Raw genomic sequence first — 6,384 nt, 5'->3', positions numbered from 1 at the left:
GAAATATAATGGTCAGGACAGCGAAATCAGCGCCTTACTTGGGAAATGTGGGCTTGAGGGGCGCATTGCGCCTTCACATTGGCGCGCCCTTCAGAAATGCTGCGCCCCGCTGACGATGTCGAGGGACACGAGTAATGAAGACGCGCGCCGCGGTGGCCTTCGAGGCCAAGAAGCCGCTGGAGATCGTGGAACTGGACCTGGAGGGACCGCGCGCCGGAGAGGTCCTGGTGGAGATCAAGGCCACCGGCATCTGCCACACGGACGCCTACACGTTGGACGGCTTCGATTCGGAGGGCCTCTTCCCGTCCGTCCTGGGGCACGAGGGCGCGGGCGTGGTGGTCGAGGTGGGGCCGGGGGTCACGTCGGTGGCGGTGGGCGACCACGTGATCCCGCTCTACACGCCCGAATGCCGCCAGTGCAAAAGCTGCCTCAGCCGCAAGACCAATCTCTGCACCGCGATCCGCGCCACCCAGGGCAAGGGACTTATGCCGGATGGCACAAGCCGGTTCTCCTACAAGGGCGAGACGGTGTTCCACTACATGGGGTGCTCGACCTTCTCGAACTTCACGGTGCTGCCGGAGATCGCGGTGGCCAAGATCCGCAAGGACGCACCGTTCGATACCGCCTGCTACGTGGGCTGCGGCGTCACCACGGGCGTGGGCGCGGTGGTCAACACCGCAGGCGTCGAGGCGGGCGCCAACTGCGTCGTGTTCGGCCTGGGCGGCATCGGCCTGAACGTCATCCAGGGCTTGAAGCTGGTGGGCGCCGGCATGATCGTCGGCGTCGATATCCAGCCCAAGCGCGAGGCCTGGGGCCGCCAGTTCGGCATGACCCACTTCGTCGATCCGCACCGCCTGGACGGTGGCGACCTGGTCGCGCACCTGGTCGAGCTGACCGGAGGCGGCGCCGACTACACGTTTGACGCCACCGGCAGCACGCTGGTGATGCGCCAGGCGCTGGAGGCCTGTCACCGTGGTTGGGGCACCAGCATCATCATCGGGGTGGCGGCGGCCGGCCAGGAGATCTCCACTCGGCCCTTCCAGCTCGTCACCGGCCGCACCTGGAAGGGGACCGCCTTCGGCGGCGCGCGCGGCCGCACCGACACGCCGAAGATCGTCGACTGGTACATGGACGGCAAGATCCAGATCGACCCGATGATCACCCACCGCATGCCGCTGGAGCAGATCAACGAAGCCTTCCACCTGATGCACTCGGGGGAGAGCATCCGTTCCGTGGTGGTCTATTGAGCCTGGAGACGGTCTCAAGCAGCCGGATGTTCGGCGGCGTCCAGGGCGTCTATCGACACCAGAGTCGGGAAACCGGGACGGCGATGACCTTCTCTGTCTTCGTCCCGCCGCAGGCCGGGCCGCGTCCGGTGGTCTGGTACCTCTCCGGCCTGACCTGCACCCACGCCAACGTCACGGAGAAGGGCCAATTCCAGCGCGCCTGCGCCGAGCTTGGCCTGATCTTCGTGGCGCCCGACACCAGCCCGCGCGGCGAGGGCGTGCCGGATGACCCCGGCGGCGCCTACGACTTCGGCCTGGGCGCCGGGTTCTACCTCGACGCCACGCAGGCGCCGTGGGCCGCCAACTACCGGATGGAAAGCTACATCACGGCCGAGTTGCCGGAGGTGGTCGCGGCCAACTTCCCGGTCGACCTGGACCGCCAGGGGCTCACGGGTCATTCCATGGGCGGCCACGGCGCGCTGACCCTGGCGCTGAAGACGCCCGGCCGCTGGAAGAGCGTCTCGGCGTTTGCCCCGATCGCCTCGCCCATGCGTTGTCCCTGGGGCGAAAAGGCGCTGGGCGGCTACCTTGGGCCAGACCGCGCTTCCTGGCGCCGGTACGACGCCACGGTGCTGATCGAGGACGGCGCGCGCGTCGATGAACTGCTCGTCGACCAGGGCGAGGCGGACGACTTCCTGGAGAGCCAACTGAAGCCCGAACTGCTGGAGGCGGCGTGCAAGGCCGCCGGGATTCCGCTGACGCTGCGGCGCCAGCCTGGCTACGACCACAGCTATCACTTCATCGCGAGCTTCATGGACGATCACCTGCGCTGGCACGCGCAGCGCCTCTGATTCCCGGTCATCGCAACGCGATTCCTCGCGCGGCCGCGGGCGCCATACTCATATTACGGAAAATTACCTTGGAGGATCCCGAAACCGCTGGCTAGGATCGGCCGCAGTGAATGGCGACGTAGAGCGCCAATGGGAGTCGACGTGAGGCAAGGCGCATGACGTGTGCGACGCGTGGAGGCCGTGAGCCTTCTCCCTCGCGACTCTGCTTCGGCGCGGTGCTCGCCGACTCCTCCGTCACGACACTGATCCAGGCGCCCTGCCGCTGCGACGGGACCCTACGATCGACCGCCTCATTCTCTCCGGCAAGGCTGCGCACCGGCAGCCTCCGATCCTCGCCCCGCGGGGCGATTTGGCCGCTCGCGGTCCCTGGAAGGACGCCGTCTCATGACTGAACAGCCCCGCCTTGGGATCCTCACCAAGTTCAGCTTCGGCCTGGGCTCGCTGTCCACGGGCATCGGCGCGGCGATCATGTCTGCCGGCCTGCTGCAGCTCTACTTCAACCAGGTGCTGGGCCTGCCAGCCGTCTGGGTGGGCGCGGCGATCATGGTCAGCAAGCTCGTCGATGCGGTGATCGATCCGATGATCGGGCGCTACTCGGACAATCTCAGAGGGATCTTCGGCCGGCGGCACACCCTGATGTACGCCTCGGCGATCCCGGCAGCCCTGTTGTTCTGGGTGGTCTGGAACCCGCCCACTGGCCTTTCGCAGCCGGCGCTGCTGGCGTTCATGGCGGTGAGCCTGCTCGCAGCTCGGATCGCCATCTCATTCTTCGAGATCCCCTCGATCGCGCTGGCGCCGGAGCTGGCCACCTACACCCACGACCGCACGAGCCTCCTCGCGTGGCGTTGGTTCTTCGTGGTCGTGGGTAGCAGCGCTTTCGCGCTCATCCTCTATCGGGTCTTCCTGGCTGAGAACGCCGGCAATCCGCTGGGGATGCTCAACGCCGAGCGCTACGCCGACGCGGGCACCATCGCGGCCATCTGCATCGGGATCACCATCCTCGTCTCGACTCTCGCGACCCATCGACGGATCAAGGATCTCCACGTGCCGCCTCCGGCCAAAAGCCAGAGCTTGCGCGAGGTGTTGGCCGATTGCCGCGCCGCCATCGCCGACCGCCAGCTGCTTCTGATCCTGGGCGCGGGCACGCTGATGGGCCTCGCCCACGGCACCAAGGACGGGCTCTCCAGCTATGAGGCGCTCCATTTCTGGGGCCTGAAGCCGCAGCAGCTGGGCGTCATCATCGCCGCCGCCAGCCTGGCCGCGTTCATCTCGCTACCCCTGGCGCGTCCGCTCGGCGAGCGGATCGGCAAGCGCCGAGCGATGATGGGACTGTATATCGTGTGGCTGGCCACGACCGCGATTCCCCCGGCGCTGAAGTTCGCGGGCCTGTTCCCCGAGGCTGGTTCACCGGCTCTGCTGCCGGTCATGATGGGCAACTTCCTAATCGCAACCACCTGCTCCCTGACCGCCACCATTCTCCTGGGCTCGTTGGTGACAGACGTGATGGACCAGATCTCAGCGCGCACCGGCATGCGCGCCGAAGGCCTGACCTTCGGGGTCTTGGGGGTGCTCTCCAAGTGGGCGGTCGGCGGCGGCGCTTTCGTTGCCGGCGCAATCGTCTCGATCGTGGGTTTCCCCGTCCGCGCCATCCCGGGGACCGTCGACCCCGCGATCATCACCAACATGATCCTTCTGCACATTCCGGCCGCCGTGGCGCTCAACCTGACTGCGATTGTCCTGCTGTCGCGGCTCGCCGTGCCGAAGGCCGCAGCGACGCCGCCCGTTGGCGGGGCCCTCAAGGAAGTCGCCGGCTGAGTCACGGCAAGCGTCACCAAGCGCCCCGACGGGTCGCCCGGATGGACATCAACACCCCAGACCCGGTCCCGCGCCGGCCGCTCACGGATGGCTCCTCATGACCGAACAGCCCCGCCTCGGGTTCTTCACCAAGTTCACCTATGGCCTGGGCTCGCTGTCCATGGGCGTGGGCGGTACGATCATGTCGGCGGGTCTGCTCCAGCTTTACTTCAATCAGGTGCTGGGTCTGCCCGCCATCTGGGTCGGCGCGGCGATCATGGCCAGCATCGTCGTCGACGCCGTGATCGATCCCCTGATCGGACGCTACTCGGATGGCCTGAAGGGATTATTCGGTCGCCGCCACACGCTCATGTACGCCTCGGCCGTTCCGTCCGCCCTGGCGTTCTTCCTGGTCTGGCACATGCCGGCCGGGCTCTCGCAGCCGATGATGCTGGGCTTCATGGTCGCCAGCCTGCTCGCGGCCCGGATCGCGATCTCCTTCTACGAGATCCCATCGATCGCGCTGGCGCCGGAACTGGCCACCTACACTCACGATAGGACCACCCTCCTGGCGTGGCGCTGGTTCTTCGCGATCGTGGGTGGAGGCGGCTTCGCGCTCGTCGTCTATCGGGTCTTCCTGGCGGAGGACGCGGACAATCCGACCGGAATGCTCAACGCTGCGCGCTATGCGGACGCCGGCACGGTCGCGGCGGTGGTGATCGGGATCACCATCCTGATCTCGACGCTGGCGACCCACCACCGGATCAAGTACCTGCACGTGCCACCCAAGGCCGAGCGCAAGAACCTGCGCGAGGTTTTCGCGGAGTGCCGGGCCGCATTGTCCGACCGGCAGTTGATGCTGATCCTGGGCGCCGGGACGCTCATGAGCCTGGCCCAGGGGACCAACGATGGGCTCTCCAGCTACGAGTTCCTCCACTTCTGGGGCATGAAGCCCCAGTCGCTCGGGATCATCATCGGGGCCGCCGGCCTCGCCGCCTTCATCGCGCTTCCCGTCGCCCGGCCGCTCAGCGAGCGGCTAGGAAAGCGCCGAGCGATGGTGACCCTCTACCTCGTTTGGCTGGCGGCGACGGCGATCCCGCCAGCCCTGAAGTTTGCCGGCCTGTTCCCGGGCCCTGACTCGCCGGCCTTGCTGCCGGTGATGACGGGCATCTTCCTCGTGTCGGTCGCCTGCGGACTGACCGCGGCCATCATCACGGGCTCGATGCTGACCGACGCCATGGACGCGGTCGCGCAGCGCACCGGCATGCGCGCCGAGGGCCTGACCTTCGGGGTCCTGGGTGTGCTCTCCAAGTGGGCGATCGGCGGCGGGGCTTTCGTTGCGGGCGCGATCGTCTCGATGGTGGGGTTCCCGATCCGCGCGATACCGGGAACGGTCGACCCAGCGATCGTCAACAACCTGGTCGCCCTGCACATCCCGTTCGCGGTCGCTCTCAACATGACCGGCATCTTCCTCTTGCGGCAGCTCGCATCGCCGACGCCGCCGCCGGCGCCGGCCGCGGCCCTCGAGGAGGCGGCTGGCTGAGCCGGCCCATCGCCACCATCCGCGACCTGAAGGCCCGCGTCGCGGATGCGACGGGACGCTTCAGCGCCCGATGAACACCGGCTCGCGCTTTTCCACGAAGGCCTTGGCAGCTTCCTTATGGTCGGCGGTCTGGCCGGTGTGGACGTGGTGGGTGGCCTCCATGTCCAGGCATTCGTCGACGTCGCCGGCCATGGCGCGGTTCAGGTTCTCCTTCATGTAGCGATAGGCGACCGTCGGGCCGGCCGCGAGGCGCGTGGCCACCTCTGCCGTCCTGGCCGCCAGCTCCTCCGGCGAGCAGACCCAGTTGGTGAGACCGAGCCGGAGCGCCTCCTCGGCGCTGACCCGGTCGGAGAGGAAGTACATCTCCCTCGCCTTCGCCGACCCCACCAGCTGGGTTAGGAAGTACGTGCCGCCGTAGTCGCCGGAGAAGCCGACCTTCGCGAAGGCGGTGGTGAGGATCGCGGTGGAGGCCATGATCCGCAGGTCGCAGGCGAGCGCCAGCCCCAGTCCGGCGCCGGCCGCCGCGCCGGGCAGGGCGGCAAGCGTCGGCTTGGGCATCTTGAACAGTTTGCCGGCGGTGGCCCGCTGGGTGAGCCGCTGGCGGTGGATGGCCGCGTCGATGGAGCCCTGGCCGCCGCCCGAGTTGCGGCTGTTCATGCCCTTCACGTCGCCGCCGGCGCAGAAGCCGTTGCCCGCCCCGGTCAGCACCACGCATTTCACCGCGGGGTCCAGCTCGGCCGTAGCGAGCTGGCGGGCCAGGGCCTGGTTCATGTCGTCGCTCATGGCGTTGCGCGCCTGCGGCCGGTTGAGCGTCAGGGTCAGGACGCCGCCATCGAGGGTGGCCAATAGGTCGGTCGTGCCGGTGTCAATGTCAGCCATGTGGAGTCCTCCCGCCTTTTCTTCGCGAGACCATAGGCCGAGGCTGCTGCAAGGCGAAGGTTAACCTCTGCACCGCGCGACCGACCCGCCC

The 6,384-nt window shown here is 67.8% G+C and carries 5 protein-coding genes; 4 read left to right on the top strand and 1 reads right to left on the bottom strand.

Annotated elements, in window-relative coordinates:
• Nucleotides 1–134: 134 nt before the first annotated feature.
• The 4 genes from QZV94_RS21965 (at nucleotide 135) to QZV94_RS21950 (ending at nucleotide 5,414) form a co-directional block, all read left to right on the top strand.
• Nucleotides 135–1,247, top strand: a complete 1,113-nt coding sequence (locus tag QZV94_RS21965) for an S-(hydroxymethyl)glutathione dehydrogenase/class III alcohol dehydrogenase (RefSeq protein ID WP_293681968.1) — start codon at nucleotides 135–137, stop codon at nucleotides 1,245–1,247.
• Nucleotides 1,244–2,077 (top strand): S-formylglutathione hydrolase, encoded by an 834-nt coding sequence (fghA, locus tag QZV94_RS21960; RefSeq protein ID WP_293681965.1) that lies wholly within the window; start codon nucleotides 1,244–1,246, stop codon nucleotides 2,075–2,077. Before QZV94_RS21965 ends, fghA begins: the two co-directional genes overlap by 4 nt.
• A gap of 384 nt (nucleotides 2,078–2,461) precedes the next feature.
• On the top strand, nucleotides 2,462–3,892 hold the full coding sequence (locus tag QZV94_RS21955; protein ID WP_293681962.1) for an MFS transporter: 1,431 nt from the start codon (nucleotides 2,462–2,464) through the stop codon (nucleotides 3,890–3,892).
• 97 nt (nucleotides 3,893–3,989) lie between these two features.
• Nucleotides 3,990–5,414: an MFS transporter gene (locus QZV94_RS21950; RefSeq protein ID WP_293681959.1), complete on the top strand. Its 1,425-nt coding sequence runs from the start codon at nucleotides 3,990–3,992 to the stop codon at nucleotides 5,412–5,414.
• 60 nt (nucleotides 5,415–5,474) lie between these two features.
• Here QZV94_RS21950 and QZV94_RS21945 read toward each other — a convergent pair whose 3' ends face one another.
• On the bottom strand, nucleotides 5,475–6,293 hold the full coding sequence (locus QZV94_RS21945; RefSeq protein ID WP_293681956.1) for an enoyl-CoA hydratase: 819 nt from the start codon (nucleotides 6,291–6,293) through the stop codon (nucleotides 5,475–5,477).
• Nucleotides 6,294–6,384 lie beyond the last annotated feature (91 nt).

The organism is uncultured Phenylobacterium sp. (genome assembly GCF_902826855.1).
Taxonomy (GTDB): domain Bacteria; phylum Pseudomonadota; class Alphaproteobacteria; order Caulobacterales; family Caulobacteraceae; genus Phenylobacterium.
Note: the sequence above shows the minus strand (reverse complement) of the source record. Positions and strands in the feature narration are given on the sequence as shown.